Here is a 17,322-nt window from a genome sequence, read left to right as displayed (position 1 = left end):
AGGAGCTGTCGCTAACTGAATGGTTTGTATGGGAAGACAGCTCCTTTGTTTAAGAAAATAATGTTTACAAAAGCCATGTTTCTAGCGAACAGCATGGGATAGCAGCATAAACTATTCAACTTAATAGCTTATTCAGGAGGGATTTTAATGATAGAAATCCTATTTCCCAGGCACTTTCACACCAGGTATAAACCATTCTGACTTAAAAGTTATCATATAGATTTCCTTGTCGAAAAATGATATACTATCAAAAATAATGATAGGGGTTTCATTTTATTTCCGAGATTATCTCTTTATTTTTTTCGGAATTTTAAATCAAATGTACATAGGAGCTGGAGAGGTTTCGGTGATGTGGAGGGGATAACATGCTTTCATCCAGACAAAAGAAAATTTTAGAACGGTTAATTGAAGAAGAAGCGTTTGTTTCCTTAGCTGACTTGAATAAAGCCTATCAGCTTTCGCCGCGGACGATTCGGCAGGATTTACTTGAAATCGAGACGTGGCTGATGGACATTGGCGCAGGGTTTAGCCTGGAGAGACATCGCAAGTATGGGGCACGGCTGATTTTAGGAGAGAAGCAGAAGCAGGTGCTTCAGGAGGCAATGTACAAGCAGAAGGATTATTTAAGTGCAGTGCAGCGCCGGCAAGATATGCAAAAGCTTCTATTACTAAATTCATCTATCCATGTGGAAGAATTATGTGAGGATTACCAGATTAGTATGAATACGCTCCAGAATGATTATAATCAGTTAAAGACGGAAATGGAAGATTATCATTTAATGCTGTCCAGAGAGAATAAACAAATTTCGCTGGTTGGGGAAGAGAACAATAAACGCATGTTATTTTTAGATTTTTTGAAAGAACAGTGGACAGAGGAAGAGATACTGGAGCTGTATGTAACAAGGCGAATCTCCGCTTCCATGAATGAAACGGATTTAGAAGATATGATTTCAGATGTGGATGTTCATGGGGTAGTATCTTGGATTGAGCAGGTAGAGGAGCTAAGCGGGATTGCTTTTATCGATGCGAGTAAATACGAGCTGTTTCTGAATTGCGCTGTTCAATGGAAAAGAATCCAGTCAGGGCAATTTATTGCAGACTTTGATAAAGATGATGAATTAAAAATCTTTGAGGATGAAAAGTTTACTGCAGTACGAGAACAGTTTAGGCGATTAATGGGCTTGGAAGATGCATCTCTTCAGCTCTCCAATGAATTAGCTTACATATCCATGCATCTGCTGGGGGCAAGGCGTTTAAGCGGGGAAGGAGATTATTGGCTGAAGTGCCAGTCACTATCGCGGGAGATTGTAGAGACCTTCGAGCAGGCGAACCGCTTTCGTTTAAGCAATCGGGAGAATATTATTATTGGCCTGTCGACGCATTTGCAATCAGCAATGTATCGCATGAAGTATCATATTCACATTGATAATCCTTATTTCGATAATCTGGAAAAAGAGTATCGTAAATATATTGAACAAGTAAAAGCGTTTATTGAAAAAAATCCGCATTGGGGTTTAACGACACTTCATAGACATGAGATTGGTTTTATTGTAGTACACTTATGTGCCGGATTAGAGCAGGAACCGTTTCTGCCGAGTAAACGAATTGCGATTGTCTGCAGCTCTGGCCTCGGAACATCCAGACTGCTTGAACGGACAGTAAGAAGATTGTTCCCGCAAGTATTTATAACAGGGCAATTTTCCGTAAAAGAGGCGTATGGGCTGACAGATAAAGATGCTGATTTGATTGTTACAACAGTTCCATTTACCCAGCAGCTGCAAGTCAATCATGTGAAAGTAAATCCGTTATTGTCGATAGCTGATCAGCAAAATCTGGAGCGGATTATTGGAAGAGGAACCTATCAGGCAAACACCGAATTGCCGATTGTCGAGACAGTAATGACTATCTATCAGTCTGTTAAAAAGCACACGGTGGTGTTGAATGAGGGAGAATTGTTCAATGATTTATACCGGTATTTCAGCGGGAATCAAGGGGCAATGAGTTCGGAGGTTACTTCATTAACGGCGCCTTCGTGTATCCATTTAAGAGAAAAAGTCTCTGATTGGAGAGAAGTATTATCTATATTGAATCAATCTTTAGTAAAACAAGATGTCGTGGAGCATACATATGAAACGGAAGTGGCTCAAATCATCAATGAACAGGAGCATCATTTTATCGTGGCGCCAGGCGTTGCTTTTCCTCATTTGAGCAGTACAGCGATTAAGAAAACGGGTTTTGCTTTTATGACGTTGGAGGAACCGATTTCTTTCGGCGGAACAGAGGAAAAAGTATGGTGGATTATTTTGCTTGCTGCCAAAGATAAAATCCAGCATGTCACTGCAGTGGAGATGATGCTGGAGGTTGTTAATTCGAAGGAGTTATTAGACAAGCTGCGCCATGAAAGAAATATCGACGTGGTATGGAAATGGATGTTGGAGTATGAGGAGGGTAGCAAATGAAAAAAGTGCTAGTTGTTTGTTCAGGCGGTTTAGGGACAAGCCTTGTTTTAAAGCTTCAAGTAAAACAGCATTTTCAAGAATGGGAATTAGATGACGTCATTGTGGAACAATCGGATGTAAGTGCCGCCTCCTTCATGAAAGCAGATTTGATTATCGGGGCAAAGCAGGTGGTACAGCATTTGCAGGTAAAAGAAACAGAAATTCTTGGACTTTCCTTTATTGCAGATAGAGCCTTAGTAAAAGAAAGCTTGGAAAATGCAAATACTGTGAAGCGGTGGCGTGAACGTGTATGAATATTTTTGAAAGTTTTACAAGGGGGTTTATCGGGGAGCCTGCGATTTTATTAGGAGCGATAACATGTATTGGGCTATTACTTGCCAGAGCAGGTTTTTTTCGGGTTCTCAGCGGAACCGTGAAAGTAATGGTAGGGGTGACATTGTTACAGATAGGAGCATCTGCTGCCAATGTGTCCCTTTCCAATTTAGCAGTGATGATTCAAGACAGCTTTAATATGATTGGCATGATTCCGCATAATGAAGCGATAACGGCATTAGTACAGATTAATTACGGAAGAGAAATTGCGATAACCATCTCGATTGGAATGGTCGGGCACCTATTAATAGCACGCTTTACAAGATTGAAGTATGTCTTTTTGTCAGGACATCAGGTCCTTTTTATGTCCGCAGTGATTGTTGCTGTTTTACATGCTTCGCAATATGGCTGGTGGCTGTATATTTTCGGCGGCTTCGTGTTAGCGCTGATGATGTCCTGCATGCCTGCGCTGGTTCAGCCGTTTGTCAAACGTGTGACAGGGGATGACTCGATTGCGATTGGTCATTTTAATAGTGTTGGCTACTATATGACAGGTATGTTAAGCACCAGTCTATTTAAAAGAAAAGAAGAAAAAGCAGATTTTCCGAAATTCATCCGAAAACTGGAGCCTTTTATGTATGATCATGTGCTGATCATTAGTATATTTTCATTTCTGCTCTTTTTTATTGCGGCTATTTTTGCGCAAAGAGATGCGATTCAATACTTGTTTAATGATCAAAATTTTATCATTTTTGTGATTGTGCAATCTTTGTGGTTTACAGCTGGAATGTACTGTATTCTGACCGGTGTACGGATGATGATTGCGGAAATTCTGCCGGCGTTTGAAGGAGTCTCAAGCAGATGGATCAAGGGCTCCGTTCCAGCGTTAGATGCGCCGGTATTATTTAATTACGCTCCATTAGCTGCAATGGTTGGATTTATCCTCAGCTTTTTGGGCGGACTTGGTGTAATGTTTGGCATGGCCGCAGTGCAGTATACGATTATTATTCCAGGCGTCATTCCGCATTTCTTCTCCGGCGGCGCTGCGGGAGTTATTGCATATAAGTTACGAGGAATCAAGGCGCTGGTTTGTATGAGTATCGTGCATGGGATGGTTATTACTATTTTGCCGATTCCGTTGTTAAGTTATTTGCGGGATTTAGGTTATACGCGAACGACATTTGGAGATACGGATTTGCAGTTGATTGGGATTTTGATTGGGTGGCTGGTGCAGTAATAACTGAATTTAATATGTCCTCTTCTATTAAGCAGAGAAAAATGATGAAAATTTCTAACCTGCATAATAAAAGAGGATTTTTTGTTTTGTATACCTTAAGGCATCTATTTTAAATTACATAGTCTATAGTAAATATTCAATACCAATTTACTGCCATTTAAAAAGGAAATTAATTACTATTGATATTGTAAGCGTGTACATATAGAGTTATATACATAATATAAGGAAGTAATGAAAACAAGGGAGTTAATTCAATGGCTAGAGCGGAAGAGTGGATAGGTTATTGGAAGTAAAGGTATGAGGTAACTGAAGCTTTGGCTTTTAGCATAATCCTGTAGCAATAAACCATTTAATAGACTGCTATTCTAAACAAAGAATACATATTAAAACAATAGTTAAAGAATATATAGGGAGGGGGGACGTAATGAGAAAAAGTATTTGGAGGTTATCTCTATTATTAATCGTAAGTATACTAGCCGCTTGTGGAAGTGACGATTCTAGTGATGAGCCAGATGATAAGTTAGAAGGTAAAATAACGGTTTATGCTGGTTCGGATGAAGAGCGTGCTATCGAAACAATGAACCTTTTTACAGAAGAAACAGGAATTGAAGTTGATATGGTTCGGTTATCTGCTGGGGAAATTCTATCAAGAGTTCGTGCGGAAAGTGCGAACACGCAGGCAGATGTCTGGTTTGGCGGACCGGCAGAAACATTTGAAGTAGCTAAGGAAGAGGAATTGCTTGAACCATATGTATCGCCTACAGCGGAATATATCTCAGATGAATACAAGGACGATGAAGGATATTGGACTGGAATGTTAGTTAATCCTTTAGGTTTTGTAGTGAATCAAAATTTCTTAGATGCCAATGGACTAGAAGCACCTACAACTTGGGAAGATTTACTTGATCCAGCGTATGAAGGGGAAATCGTTATGCCTCATCCAGCTTCATCCGGTACGGCTTATACAATACTTTATAATATATTGCAGTACTTTGATAATGAAGAAGAGGCTTATGATTATTTGGAAGCATTGGATGGACAAGTACAACAATATACAACTAGCGGGGTCGCTCCGGCGAGGATGGTGGGAATGGAAGAAGCGGGAGCAGGGATCTTATTCTACTATAATTCTGTTAAAAGTATGGAAGAAGGATTTGATAATTTAGAGCCTACTGTGGTTGATGGAGCAGGATATGAATTATTTGCAGTAGCTAAGATTGCAGATGCTCCTAACCCTGAATTGGCTGAGGCATTTATTGACTGGGTATTAGGACCAGCAGGGCAAGAAGCAGCACAAGATTTTGGAAACTATAATAATGTAACCCATCCAGAAGCTGCGGATGCGGAACAAGCTATAGAACTTTCAGATTATCATTTAATAGATTTTGATTTAAGCGATGCGGCAGAATCACGTGATGAGATTATTCAAAAATGGGAGAATGAAATTTATGATCAATAGTCATATAAAGAAAATGTAAGTTAATCACTCAAAGACATTGCTTTATATCTTATTAGAAATTTTATCTGAATGTTTGATGCAATATTCATAAGCTAAAGTTCTACCATTTTAAACGGAAATAATTTGGTGTGGAGCGTTCCATGAAATGATTATAGTCTTAAAGTATAGTAATAATTAGAAAAGAGCATAAGAATTCATCTATCTTTTAGAGGAAGGAACTAAAAAAGGAGGCCAAAATGAGCTACCGTGCAATTTTTTTAGATATTGATGGAACGATTATAAAGCCAGACCACACTTACGATGCTTCAACCAAGGAAGCCATTCGGCAAGCAAAAGCAGCAGGTATAGAAGTATTTCTATGTACTGGCAGACCTTTAATGGATATTGTTAATTTGACAAATGACTTTGGAATCACCTCATCGATTACTTATAATGAATCCTATGCAATGCACGAGAATGAAATGATTTTTAAAGCTGCGATGCGTAAAGAGGATGTCGAGAAAATGATTTCTATCTCCTACCAAGGAGAAAGTGAACTTGCGCTTTATACCACAGAAAATAATTATTTTACTTCTCTAAAGGATGCACACGTTATTTATTTTAGTAAAGTTTCGCAAATGAAGGAATTTAAACTGTTTACAGAAGATGTTGCTGATCAGATTGTAGCTGCGACGGCAATCAATGTGTTTGACAGCAAAGGAGATTTTAGTTTAATAGAAGGTTATCAGCTGTCTAAAGTTAATATCAAACATTCTACAGAGTCCTATGATCTAATTCGTACTTCCGTGAATAAAGGAGAAGCAGTAAAAAAAATGATAGCACATTTGAATCTATCACCTTCTGAAGTGATTGCTTTTGGTGATGGAATGAATGATAAGGAAATGCTGCAATTTGCTGGAGCAGGCGTGGCAATGGGAAATGCGGACTCGATGCTTGTTCCATATGCAGATTTTCAAACAACAACCGTTGAGGAGAATGGAATTTTTAACGGACTGAAGAAGCTTGGAGTTGTGAATTAAAGTAAAGAAAATGAAAGAAAGGAATTCATCGTATGAAAACTACAAAAAAGATAATACCGCTATTTTTATTTTTAGGATTGATTCTTGCTGCATGCGGTTCTGATGATACAGAAGAAACTGGTGGAGCAGAAAACGATGGTACATTGACTGTTTATGTCGGTCTTGAAGAAGAGCATGCCATTGCATCAATTAATCAATTTACAGAGGATACAGGAATTGATGTTGATATGGTTCGTATGTCTACAGGAGAAATATTGGCTAAAATTCGCTCTGAGCAGCAAAATCCACAGGCAGATATTTGGTACGGCGGTCCAGCAGATACATTTGTTGCTGCGAAAGAAGAGGATTTACTTCAGCCATATCAATCCCCAGAGGCAGAAGCAATCCCTGAAGAATACCGGGATGAAGAAGGATATTGGACAGGGATTTATTTAGGGCTTATTGGTTTTGCGACAAGCCAGGACTTTTTAGATGAACATAACTTGGAGGCACCTGCAAGCTGGGATGATTTATTAGATCCAGCATATAAAGATATGGTAGTCGTTGCTCACCCAGGCTCTTCAGGTACGGCGTACACGGCGCTTTATTCTATTCTTCGTGCTAAAGGCAGTGATGATGCTGGTTTTGACTATTTGAAAGATCTGGATAATCAGGTTCAGCAATATACAACGAGCGGTTCAGCTCCAGGGAGAATGGTAGGGATGAATGAAGTAGGAGCTGGAATTCTATTCTCACATAATATCATTAAGTTCCAAAAAGAAGGCTTTGATAATATCGTCTTAAGTTTTCCGGAAGAAGGAACAGGGTATGAGGTTGGCGGAGTCGGGATTATTAACGGTACTCCAAATGAAGAATTAGCACAAGAATTTATTGATTGGGCTGTAAGTGCGAATGCGCAGGAAGTGGGTCAGGAAGCAAATGCATTTAATAATTTAACTCATCCAGATGCGATAGAGCCGGAGGAAGCAGCTGACTTGGAAGAAATTGAATTAATTGATTCAGATCCAATCGAGGCAGGAGAACGTCGTCAGGAGATTCTTGACCGTTGGGAAGATGAAGTGAATAATTAAAACATATCATAGTTCTATGTGAGTAAAGTCGAATGGTTCAGCATTCTTATTTTTGAAGTTGAATTTATTCGGCTTTTTTATTTTGTTGAACAACTGCTAATAGATGAAAGAGTAGTATGTCAGTTTATACAACTAATTCTTTAATAGAAGAAGTTAGTCAACGATTAAACATTCATGTTTTATATTACCATACCAATTCTATACCGTATCAAAAGGAGAATATTTGGTGTTGTTTGTGTAAGCGCATACAAATAAACTGAAGTCATATAAAAAAGGAGGAGAATAACTTTGAAGAAATGGATTCAATTATTATTTACACTATTGGTTCTTTTTCTGCTTGTTGCATGCGGGTCAAATGATTCAAATCAAGCTGACGGAGCAGATAAAGAGGATAGTCCAAGCGGAACATTAACAGTTTATTCGGCTTTCAATGAGGATCATGCATTGGCAGCAGTGAATAAATTTCAAGAAGAAACTGGAATTAATGTTGATATGGTTCGGTTGTCGGCAGGAGAAATTTTAGCAAAGGTGCGTGCGGAAAAAGATAATCCGCAAGCAGACATTTGGTTTGGAGGTCCAGCAGATACATTTGAAGCAGCAAAAACAGAGGATTTACTGCATTCATACCATTCAGAGGTTGCTGAAGATATCTCAGAAGAATACAAAGATTCTGAGGGAGATTGGACTGGGATATATGTTGGTGCTATTGGTTTTGCAACTAATCAACATTTCTTAGATGAGAATGGTTTAGAGGCACCGACAAGCTGGGATGATTTATTAGACCCTGCATATAGCAATGAAATCGTCATGGCGCACCCAAGTTCTTCAGGCACTGCTTATACAGCACTGTATTCTACTCTTCGTGCAAAAGGTGGGGACGAAGAAGGTTTTGCATATTTAGAGGAACTTCACCCCCAGGTTCAACAATATACAACCAGTGGATCAGCTCCAGGAAGAATGGTTGGTTTAAATGAAGTTGGTGCAGGGATCTTATTTGCTCACGATATTATAAAGTTTCAACAGGAAGGTTTTGATGATATTGTTCTTTCTTTTCCAGAAGAAGGGACTGGATATGAAATAGGAGCGGTTGCGATTATTGAAGGAGCTCCAAACGAAGAACTGGCACAGGAATTTGTGGATTGGGCAGCAGGAACAAGTGCTCAAGAAGTCGGGCATGAAGCGAATAGCTTCCAGAGTTTAACGCATCCAGATGCAACGCCGCCTGAAGGAACACCTGATTTAGAAGAGATTAATTTAATTGATTCAGATCCCAAAGAAGCTGGGGAACGTCGTCAAGAGATCCTAGATCGTTGGGATAACGAAGTGAATAATTAAAATGTTAATAGCATGAATAATTAAAAGAAATCCGACTTGCTTCAAACTTCTATTAAAAATTTTAGAAGCAGGCCGGATTTCTTTTTGTTTATAGCTTTACTACTCTGCGTTAGTATTTCCCATAAAATATGAATCTTAAATGTAATTCTCCATACCAATTCTATACCGCTTCAAAAGGAATTCATTTGGTGTTGAACGTGGAAGCGCATACACATAAACTTAAGACATAAGAAAAAAGGAGGTAGGAACATTGAAGAAATCTATAAATTTATTATTTATATTATTAGCTGTTTTTCTGCTAGCTGCGTGCGGATCAAATGATTCAGATGGGGCAGAAGGCGGAGATAGTCCAAGCGGAACATTAACAGTTTATGTTGGATTCCAAGAGGATCATGCGATTGCTGCAATTGAAAGGTTCCAACAGGATACAGGAATTGATGTCGATATGGTTCGTATGTCAGCTGGAGAAATCTTGGCAAAGGTACGTGCGGAAAAAGATAATCCGCAGGCAGATATTTGGTACGGCGGGCCGGCAGATACATTTGAGGCTGCTAAAATGGAAGACTTGTTACATGCGTATGATTCGCCGGTAGCAGCAGATATTCCAGAGGAGTATAAAGATCCGGATCACTATTGGACAGGCGTTTATGTAGGTGCAATTGGTTTTGCAACAAATCAGAACTTCCTGGATGATAATGGTCTGGAAGCACCGACAAGCTGGGAGGATCTGTTAGACCCTGCTTATCAAAACCAAATAGTAATGGCGCATCCAAGCTCATCAGGTACAGCCTATACAGCATTATATTCCATTCTGCGTGCGAAAGGCGGAGATGAGGAAGGATTTGAATACTTAAAAGAACTTCACCCACAAGTTCAGCAATATACGACTAGTGGCTCTGCGCCAGGCAGAATGGTTGGACTAAATGAAGTAGGAGCAGGAATTCTATTTGCACATGATATTGTTAAATATCAAGAAGAAGGATTTGACGATATTGTTCTCTCCTTCCCGGATGATGGAACAGGATTTGAAATTGGAGGGGTAGGTATTATTGAGGGAGCTCCAAATGAAGAGCTTGCGCAAGAATTTATCGATTGGGCTGCAGGTCCGGGAGCACAGGAAGTTGGTCAAGAAACAGATAATTTCCAGAGCCTTACGCATCCCGATGCAACTCCGCCTGAAGGAGCTCCAGATTTAGAAGAGATTAACCTGTTAGATTCAGACCCGAAAGAGGCTGGAGAGCGTCGTCAAGAAATTCTTGACCGTTGGGATAATGAAGTAAATAACTAGAGATAGAAAACGTTGAAAATAGGGGGCTGTCAGCTCCCTTTTCAACATAAAAGGAGTGAAAGCTTTTTATGAAGGAGAACATACGCAGATTAGTCAAACAGCCAATGTTGTTATTACTTGTTGTATTGGTTATGCTGACGCTCATTGTTTTTATTGTCTATCCGCTTTTCCAAATCTTTTTGTCTAGTTTTATATCAAATGGTGAAATAGATTGGCAAGGGTATAAAAGGGTATTTGCTGGCGGACAGTTAACCAGTGCTTTAACGAATTCATTGGTTTTAGCAGTCATTGTTTCTATTTTATCAACAGCGATTGCTTATTTCTTTGCTTATACATTAGCTTATATCAAGGTTCCATTTAAGAAATTATTTAATGGAATTGCCATTTTACCAGTTATTTCTCCTCCATTTGTTATTGCTTTATCAGCGATTCTGCTTTTTGGAAGAGGAGGATTTATTTCTGAGACATTGCTGGGAATAGAGGGAGCAAATATTTATGGATTACATGGTTTGATTCTTGTTCAAACCCTGACCTATTTCCCGGTAGCCTTCTTAGTTCTGGCAGGGCTGTTACAATCGATTAGCCCTTCTCTGGAGGAAGCAAGTGATAATCTTGGTTCTACGAAATGGCAGACATTTAAGAAAGTAACGTTACCATTATCTGTTCCGGGAATCGGAAATGCTTTTTTACTTGTATTTATTCAGTCGATGGCTGATTTCGGGAACCCAATGACCATTGGGGGAGACTATAATACAGTAGCAAGAGAGATTTATATGCAGGCAGTCGGAAGCTATAATATGCAGGCTGGGGCAGCTCTTGCAATGGTTTTACTTAGTGCAACAGTTATTTTATACGTACTCCAGAATTTTTGGATTGGGAAGAAGAATTATGTCACCGTTACCGGGAAACCGACTGGAGTTCGGAAAATGATTTCCCAAGGTATGTTTCGCCGGGTGATGATTACCATTTGTTTCGGTTTATCGGGAACGGTTATTTTATTCTATATCTTAGTTCCAATCGGATCATTTATTCAGCTATGGGGCGTCAATTACAGCTTTACATTAGATCATTATAATTATGTGTTTTCTATCGGTCAAAAAGCAGTGACAGATACGTTACGACTATCCATTATTGCGACGCCAATTGGAGGATTATTTGCAATGATTCTTGCATTCTTGATTGTTCGTAAAAGATTTGCAGGGAAAAAATTAATGGAAGGAATCAGCATGCTTTCCATGGCCATTCCAGGGACTGTAATCGGTATTTCCTACATTTTGGCGTTTAACCAGGCGCCATTAGCCATTACCGGTACTGCATTGATTATTATTGCTGCATTTATTGTTCGTGCGATGCCAGTAGGGATTCGGTCCGGTATTACTTCCCTTCAGCAGATAGATCCTTCGATAGAAGAAGCAGCAACAAATTTGGGAGCGAGCGGTTCGAAGACCTTCTTTTCAATCGTACTGCCTTTGATTCGACCGGCATTTTTCAGTTCAATCGTATACACTTTCGTAAAAAGTATGACAGCGATGAGCGCTGTAATCTTCCTGGTTTCTGCAAAATATAACCTGATTACTGCTTCTATCTTAGCGCAAGTAGAGTCAGGAAGAATTGGCGTTGCAAGTGCGTATTGTACATTATTGATTATCTTAATGATCGTTGCGATGTTAATTTTAAATGGATTAACTTCTTTATTTACTGGTAAGTGGAAGCTAAGAAAAGATCAACAAACAGGTGCAGAGATTGCTTCAAAAGATTCTGTGACGACTTAAATACGTGGAGGGATAACATATGTCAGCAAAATCCGTAAAGCTGGAAAATGTAACGAAACAATTTACCGATGATGAAGGAAAGACAATGACAGCAGTTAACGATGTCAGTTTGCATATTGAAAAAGGAGAATTTGCAACACTACTAGGTCCTTCCGGATGCGGAAAGACAACTACACTGCGTATGATTGCCGGATTTGAAGAACTATCGAATGGTGTAATTATGTTTGGAGAGGATAATGTTCAAAATATCCCTGCAAATAAAAGAGACTGCACAATGGTGTTCCAATCCTATGCATTGTTTCCACATATGTCCGTGTATGACAACATCTGCTATGGATTAAAACTAAAAAAGTTAAGTAGAAGTGAAATTGAAAAACGGGTGACACCAGTCATGGATATTATGAACTTACATGTGAATAAAAACAGGATGCCAAACCAATTATCTGGCGGTCAGCAGCAGCGTGTTGCGCTTGCCCGGGCATTGGTAATGGAGCCTGGAGTGCTACTTTTCGATGAACCGTTATCCAATTTAGATGCGAAACTACGAATTACGATGCGTGATGAAATTCGCCGTATCCAGAAAAAACTTGGCATTACAGCAATTTATGTCACACATGATCAAAGTGAAGCGATGAGTTTGAGTGACCGTATTGTTGTTATGAATGAGGGGCATATTGAACAAGTAGGACCGCCAATGGAAGTATATCAAAAACCAAAAACAAAATTTGTTTCCGATTTTATTGGGACAGCAAACTTCTTAGAAGGCGTTGTAGATAAGAAAGAATCAGATCGTCTCTTTGTAAAAACGAAACAAACTACCATCGAAGTTTTACAGCAGGATGCAGATACATTTCATGAAGGGCAATCTGTTTCTGTGGTTGTTCGGCCAGAAGCAATCAATCTTAGTAAGGAGGGAACAGAGCCTGCGAAAGTTCTAAAAAGTGTATTTATGGGACAGATACAAGAGTACGAGTTAGATTTTAATGGTATTCAATTGCATGCGGTTGTTGCTGATCCAGGCGGGAAAGAAGTTTATTATGACGGCGATAGTGTGAACCTGACATTTTCACAACGTTCGTTGCATGTTGTACCGGCATAAGGTTAAATAGAAGGAGGGGAGAGATGCTATGCGAAAAATAACAATGCTATTGTTCGTAGTCCTTCTCCTTCTTTCTGGTTGCAGCAAGGCTGGGCAAAAAGAAGTATTACAGGTTTATACTGGAATGGATACAGCTTATATGATCCGAATTGCAGAGCAGTTTGAACGGGATACGGGTATCCATATTTCTTTTCAAAGAAAAAGTAATCTTGAAATTCTTCAATCATTGGAGAATGGAGAAGAGGAATTTGATATTTGGTATGGGGGATCGTCTTTTTTAATGGAAGAGGCGAAACAGCAAGGACTCTTGGAACCATATATTTCGGACTATAGAGAAGAAATTGACGAAATATATAAGGATGAAGAAGGGTATTGGACTGGAATTAGTGTAGGGGTCTTGGCCATTGTAACCAATCGTCAATGGCATGTGGAACAAGGGGTAAGTAACCCGCAGCGGTGGAGTGATCTGCAACGGGTAGAATATAAGAACTGGCTGACATTGCCAAATCCAGAATCAACAGAAGCAGGGTACCTTACGATTGCTCTCTTTGATGAATTATATGGAGATTTGCGAACAAGAAGTGTGCTGCAAAATATCAATCAAAATGTAACTGATTACACTTTGGCAGAAGATTCAACTGGAAGGTTTATAGGTTATAAGGAAAGTGCTGCAACGATTATGTTTGCTCACGATGCCATGCGCCTGAAGAATGAGGGATTTAATGAGTTGAATATTATCTACCCGACAGAACCGACAACGTATGAAGTCGAAGCCATCGCTATGACGACAGATGCCCAAAACCAAGAGGCTGCACAGGAGTTTATCGATTGGTCATTAACAAAGGAAGCACAGGAAATAGGACAAAGAATAGGAAATTATCATATGCTGACCAATGTGAATGCAGTAAATCCGCCACAGTCCGTATCGTTGGATGAATTATTGATTATACCTGTTGATGAGGAAGAAGCAGTGGAAAGCCGATCAAATTTAATTTCTGATTTTAAAGAAGTTATCCAATTTAGAGAGTAAGGGGGAAGATGCGAAGTGACAAATATAATTTTTGATTTACATACGCACCATGATAGGTGCGGGCATGCAGAAGGAAAAATAGAGGATTACATTAAGGCTGCAATAGATCGTGGTTTACATTATATTGGAATCTCAGATCACTCTCCTTATTTTTATTCGAAGGAAGATCAGCTATATCCGGGAATTGCAATGGCGAAGAGCGAACTGGATGAATACGTAAATGAAGTGTTGACGCTGAAAGAAAAATATAAGAATAAAATTCATGTGCTGCTTGGAATGGAGAGTGATTACTTTCCTGAATATGCAGATATGTATAGAAGCATTTATCAAAAATACCCATTTGATTATATCATTGGCTCTGTCCATCATGTTCACGATAAAAGTATTTTTCAAAAAGGCAGATGGGATTATTTAACAGAGGGAGAACGTCTCGAGGAAAAAGAAACCTACTACCATTCGATTCAGCAATCTGCCAAAAGCGGTATGTTTCAAGTCTTGGGACATATTGATGCGATGAAAGGATATTTATTAGATTTTCATGATGTCAAAACATCAGTGATAGAAGAAACATTAAAAGTCATTGCAGATGAAGGTGTTGCTATTGAAGTGAATACATCCGGTAAAAATAAGGATTGCGGCGGATGGTATCCTTCCCATGAAATATTAGAAAGGGCATGCCATTACGGTGTAGATATATCTTTTGGTTCAGATTCTCACGTACCTTCCAGAGTAGGGGATGATTACTTAGAAGTACAGGAAACTTTAAAACAAATTGGCTTTCAGGAAATGGTGTATTTTGTTAACAAGAAAAGATATACGGTGTCACTTTAATTGTGTGGAGTATGAAGAAACCCGCATACGCTCATTCTTTAGCGGATGCGGTTTTTTCTAAAATTAGGATGTTATCGTTCAAGAATATAAGATAACCTATTTAATCTGTTTGATGAAGATAAAAATAAAATAGTCTATATAAATTGAAGTAAGAAATTACACTTTTGTTTTCTTATAAAAATGACAAAATGATGATTGAAAACAGTAACTAGCGGAAGAAAAACACGGAGACTCCTGTGGGAAAGCGCGGAGGGAAGACCCCGCAGAAAAAAAGCGAACTTCTTTTTTTCGAGGAGGCTGAGCTCAAGCCCACGGAAAGCGTAGTGTTTTTCTGTAGCGGTAGCTATTAATTTTAATTTATATAGTAAAAAAGAATTGCGAAGGGACGCGATGGAATGAATAATCATCTATTAATCTCTGATTTAGACGGCACCTTACTTGATGGAAAGCAGAAAATAAGTATGGAGAATAAATCATCTATCAAGCAATTTATAAAGAACGGCGGATTGTTTACCATTGCTACCGGAAGGATTGAAGAATCTGTTTATCCTTATATGCAAGAATTAGGAATTGCACTTCCTGTTATTTTGTATAATGGGGCTGTTATTTATGATAATCAGAAAAAACAGCGTATATTTGAACAAAAGATTACTCAATTCACACCATTATTTAACCAATTACAAACATTGAATGAAGGTCATTCAATTGGAATAAATTATTATCAAAATAAAAGGGCCTATACACTAGATTACAATGAATTGGTTAAAGAGAATGAGAAAAAAGATAAAGTGAAGGTTAAGGAAATAGGTGCTGATTTTGATACAAGCTATGTGACAAAAGTTCTTGTTATTTCAAATGATCCTGCTAATTTAAAAAAATGTGAACAGCTAGTGCAATCCAGTGATGTTTCTTGTGATATGGTCTATTCAGATAAAATTTATTTAGAAATTTTACCAAAGGATGCTTCCAAGGGAAACGCTGTGAAAGAACTTCTCAAATATATAGAACGAACCGACTTACATACCACTTGTGTCGGGGATCATGAAAATGATTTGACCATGTTACAAACAGCTGATACAGCTTATGTGGTTGAAAATGCCATTGATTTATTGAAGCAGCAGAACTTTCGGGAAACCGTTCATCATGAGCATCACGCTATTCAAAGCATTATTGAAGATATAAGTCATTCTGTTGCTTTAAAGTGATAAAAGTAGATTATTGATACAATTCAAATTCTGAAGAGAAGGTGATGCCATGTTTGAAGAGGTATGTGAAATCGTCATAATAGCAGGGAGAAGACTGGTAGATAAGGTGAATTCTAGATTCACTGTTGAAACAAAGGGCAGCGATATGGATTTAGTTACAGAAATGGATAAGAAAACAGAAAAATATATAACCGAGGAAATAAAGAGGGATTTCCCAGAGCATGCTGTTTTTGGAGAAGAAACAGTGGAAGAGATAGGTCATGATAAAATGCTAGAAATGTTAGAAACGCATCCTAATCTATGGGTAATTGATCCAATTGATGGAACGACGAATTATGTACATGGATTGCCGGGATATACGATTTCAGTAGCTTTATATTGTAAAGGGGAAGCTGCTTTTGGCATCATTTATGATCCTGTTGCAAATGAATTATTTATTGCTGAACGTGGAAAAGGAGCAACATTAAATGGAGAAGCAATTCATGTAAGCGAGCAGGGTTCTTTAGCGGAAAGCCTTGTGTCAACTGGAGTTCCAGCTAAATATGAAAGTGACCGTAATCATGTTTTAGAGGGATATGTGAAAATTGCTCCGTTGACTCGAAATGTCCGTACTTTCGGTTCAGCTGCCTTGCATTGTGCTTATGTTGCTTCTGGACGTTTGGATGCATTTTGGGAATGGGGTGTGAATATTTGGGATATTGCTGCAGGCAGATTGATTGTTGAGGAAGCAGGGGGGAGTGTTTACCAATTGGATGGAAGGGATGTTCGCTTTGAATTTCCGAATTTCACTTGTACGAATGGAAAGATTGATGAGGAGTGGAAGGAGGCGTTTGCTTCTATCCATGGTTTTTGATGATAAATTTTCAGGTATACTATTCAAAAGGAAAGAATATGATAGTAATTGGACATAAGAACATTCCTAGGAAGGAAATTTCCTAAGGAATGTCTTTTTTTATTTCTGGCGGGTACTTAGAGAGAGTACATAAAAAGAGATATGCCGGTTAATGAAAATTATGATAATCTCCTATATGATGTGAGCAATGTGGAAATCCTTCCTTTTATTCTATGCACAGTTTATTTCTATATCATTCAAAATAGAATATGATAACCTTTCCCTCTAAAATAAAACTAAATTATTGTTAATTATCCTATATTTTTTAATTATTGTATTTCCCTTTACAATAAAACCCATTTTATGGATTCTTA

The 17,322-nt window shown here is 38.6% G+C and carries 14 protein-coding genes; all 14 read left to right on the top strand.

Annotated elements, in window-relative coordinates; all coding sequences use genetic code 11:
* Positions 1–365 precede the first annotated feature (365 nt).
* The 14 genes from ACW0TQ_RS02560 to ACW0TQ_RS02495 all read left to right on the top strand — a co-directional run bounded on the left by ACW0TQ_RS02560 (position 366) and on the right by ACW0TQ_RS02495 (position 16,969).
* Complete coding sequence (locus tag ACW0TQ_RS02560; RefSeq protein WP_212929453.1) at positions 366–2,459, top strand: BglG family transcription antiterminator; 2,094 nt, start codon at positions 366–368, stop codon at positions 2,457–2,459.
* Entirely contained in the window at positions 2,456–2,752 is a 297-nt protein-coding gene (locus ACW0TQ_RS02555; protein WP_193062798.1) for a PTS sugar transporter subunit IIB, read from the top strand. Before ACW0TQ_RS02560 ends, ACW0TQ_RS02555 begins: the two co-directional genes overlap by 4 nt.
* Positions 2,749–4,008, top strand: a complete 1,260-nt coding sequence (ulaA, locus tag ACW0TQ_RS02550; protein WP_052484965.1) for a PTS ascorbate transporter subunit IIC — start codon at positions 2,749–2,751, stop codon at positions 4,006–4,008. The genes ACW0TQ_RS02555 and ulaA overlap by 4 nt, the downstream gene beginning before the upstream one ends.
* A gap of 424 nt (positions 4,009–4,432) precedes the next feature.
* Positions 4,433–5,467 carry an ABC transporter substrate-binding protein gene (locus ACW0TQ_RS02545; RefSeq protein WP_042531660.1) on the top strand — a complete coding sequence of 345 codons (1,035 nt, stop codon included), beginning with the start codon at positions 4,433–4,435 and terminating at the stop codon, positions 5,465–5,467.
* A gap of 236 nt (positions 5,468–5,703) precedes the next feature.
* Entirely contained in the window at positions 5,704–6,486 is a 783-nt protein-coding gene (locus ACW0TQ_RS02540) for an HAD family hydrolase (protein ID WP_212929454.1), read from the top strand.
* 32 nt (positions 6,487–6,518) lie between these two features.
* Positions 6,519–7,556: an ABC transporter substrate-binding protein gene (locus tag ACW0TQ_RS02535; RefSeq protein WP_193062802.1), complete on the top strand. Its 1,038-nt coding sequence runs from the start codon at positions 6,519–6,521 to the stop codon at positions 7,554–7,556.
* A 288-nt stretch (positions 7,557–7,844) separates the two neighbouring features.
* Positions 7,845–8,891: an ABC transporter substrate-binding protein gene (locus ACW0TQ_RS02530; RefSeq protein WP_226894745.1), complete on the top strand. Its 1,047-nt coding sequence runs from the start codon at positions 7,845–7,847 to the stop codon at positions 8,889–8,891.
* A 250-nt stretch (positions 8,892–9,141) separates the two neighbouring features.
* Complete coding sequence (locus tag ACW0TQ_RS02525; protein WP_193062804.1) at positions 9,142–10,179, top strand: ABC transporter substrate-binding protein; 1,038 nt, start codon at positions 9,142–9,144, stop codon at positions 10,177–10,179.
* 68 nt (positions 10,180–10,247) lie between these two features.
* Entirely contained in the window at positions 10,248–11,951 is a 1,704-nt protein-coding gene (locus ACW0TQ_RS02520; RefSeq protein ID WP_193062806.1) for an ABC transporter permease, read from the top strand.
* Positions 11,952–11,970: 19 nt separating this feature from the next.
* Entirely contained in the window at positions 11,971–13,050 is a 1,080-nt protein-coding gene (locus ACW0TQ_RS02515) for an ABC transporter ATP-binding protein (RefSeq protein WP_193062808.1), read from the top strand.
* A gap of 28 nt (positions 13,051–13,078) precedes the next feature.
* Complete coding sequence (locus ACW0TQ_RS02510; RefSeq protein ID WP_042531672.1) at positions 13,079–14,080, top strand: extracellular solute-binding protein; 1,002 nt, start codon at positions 13,079–13,081, stop codon at positions 14,078–14,080.
* A 24-nt stretch (positions 14,081–14,104) separates the two neighbouring features.
* Positions 14,105–14,911 (top strand): histidinol-phosphatase, encoded by an 807-nt coding sequence (locus ACW0TQ_RS02505; RefSeq protein ID WP_042535964.1) that lies wholly within the window; start codon positions 14,105–14,107, stop codon positions 14,909–14,911.
* A 395-nt stretch (positions 14,912–15,306) separates the two neighbouring features.
* Complete coding sequence (locus ACW0TQ_RS02500; RefSeq protein WP_455725305.1) at positions 15,307–16,116, top strand: Cof-type HAD-IIB family hydrolase; 810 nt, start codon at positions 15,307–15,309, stop codon at positions 16,114–16,116.
* Positions 16,117–16,165: 49 nt separating this feature from the next.
* Positions 16,166–16,969, top strand: coding sequence for an inositol monophosphatase family protein (locus ACW0TQ_RS02495; protein WP_455725304.1), 804 nt, complete (start codon positions 16,166–16,168; stop codon positions 16,967–16,969).
* The last annotated feature ends 353 nt before the right edge of the window (positions 16,970–17,322 follow it).

Source organism: Oceanobacillus sp. M60 (genome assembly GCF_053839645.1).
Note: the sequence above shows the minus strand (reverse complement) of the source record. Positions and strands in the feature narration are given on the sequence as shown.